Origin of the sequence: Streptomyces sp. NPDC093221 (assembly GCF_044753885.1) — a bacterium.
Classification (GTDB): domain Bacteria; phylum Actinomycetota; class Actinomycetes; order Streptomycetales; family Streptomycetaceae; genus Actinacidiphila.
Genome location: NZ_JBIVOA010000019.1, coordinates 1,655 through 2,981, shown reverse-complemented (window position 1 = coordinate 2,981; position 1,327 = coordinate 1,655). Strand labels below are relative to the sequence as shown.

Annotated in this window: 1 rRNA gene (only partly in view); it reads left to right on the top strand. The window is 57.6% G+C overall.

The annotated features are described in order from the left end of the window. Window positions 1-53: 53 nt before the first annotated feature. Window positions 54-1,327, top strand: a 23S ribosomal RNA gene (locus ACIQCJ_RS35805); it runs 1,610 nt beyond the window's last position.

The window sequence follows — 1,327 nt, the reverse complement described above, 5'->3', positions numbered from 1 at the left end:
TGGTGGGGGATGGTTGGTTGTTTGAGAACTGCATAGTGAACGCGAGCATCTGTGGCCAAGTTTTTAAGGGCGCACGGTGGATGCCTTGGCACCAGGAACCGATGAAGGACGTGGGAGGCCGCGATAGGCCCCGGGGAGCTGTCAACCGAGCTGTGATCCGGGGGTGTCCGAATGGGGAAACCCGGCAGTCGTCATGGGCTGTCACCCATACCTGAACACATAGGGTATGTGGAGGGAACGCGGGGAAGTGAAACATCTCAGTACCCGCAGGAAGAGAAAACAACCGTGATTCCGGGAGTAGTGGCGAGCGAAACTGGATCAGGCTAAACCGTATGCGTGTGATACCCGGCAGGGGTTGCGCATGCGGGGTCGTGGGAGCTTTCTTGGTCAGTCTGCCGACTGGCCGGAGAGTAAGAAACCGTTGGTGTAGGCGAAGGACATGCGAAAGGTCCGGCGTAGAGGGTAAGACCCCCGTAGCCGAAACACTGGCGGCTCTCTTGAGAGCCACCCAAGTAGCACGGGGCCCGAGAAATCCCGTGTGAATCTGGCGGGACCACCCGTTAAGCCTAAATATTCCCTGGTGACCGATAGCGGATAGTACCGTGAGGGAATGGTGAAAAGTACCGCGGGAGCGGAGTGAAATAGTACCTGAAACCGTGTGCCTACAAGCCGTGGGAGCGTCGGACGTCGAGCTTGCTTGGCGTCTCGTGACTGCGTGCCTTTTGAAGAATGAGCCTGCGAGTTTGCGGTGCGTTGCGAGGTTAACCCGTGTGGGGTAGCCGTAGCGAAAGCGAGTCCGAATAGGGCGGTGTAGTAGCGTGCTCAAGACCCGAAGCGGAGTGATCTAGCCATGGGCAGGTTGAAGCGGCTGTAAGAGGTCGTGGAGGACCGAACCCACCAGGGTTGAAAACCTGGGGGATGACCTGTGGTTAGGGGTGAAAGGCCAATCAAACTCCGTGATAGCTGGTTCTCCCCGAAATGCATTTAGGTGCAGCGTCGTGTGTTTCTTGCCGGAGGTAGAGCACTGGATAGGCGATGGGCCCTGCCGGGTTACTGACCTTAGCCAAACTCCGAATGCCGGTAAGTGAGAGCGCGGCAGTGAGACTGTGGGGGATAAGCTCCATGGTCGAGAGGGAAACAGCCCAGAGCATCGACTAAGGCCCCTAAGCGTACGCTAAGTGGGAAAGGATGTGGAGTCGCAGAGACAACCAGGAGGTTGGCTTAGAAGCAGCCACCCTTGAAAGAGTGCGTAATAGCTCACTGGTCAAGTGATTCCGCGCCGACAATGTAGCGGGGCTCAAGCGTACCGCCGAAGTCGTGTCATTGC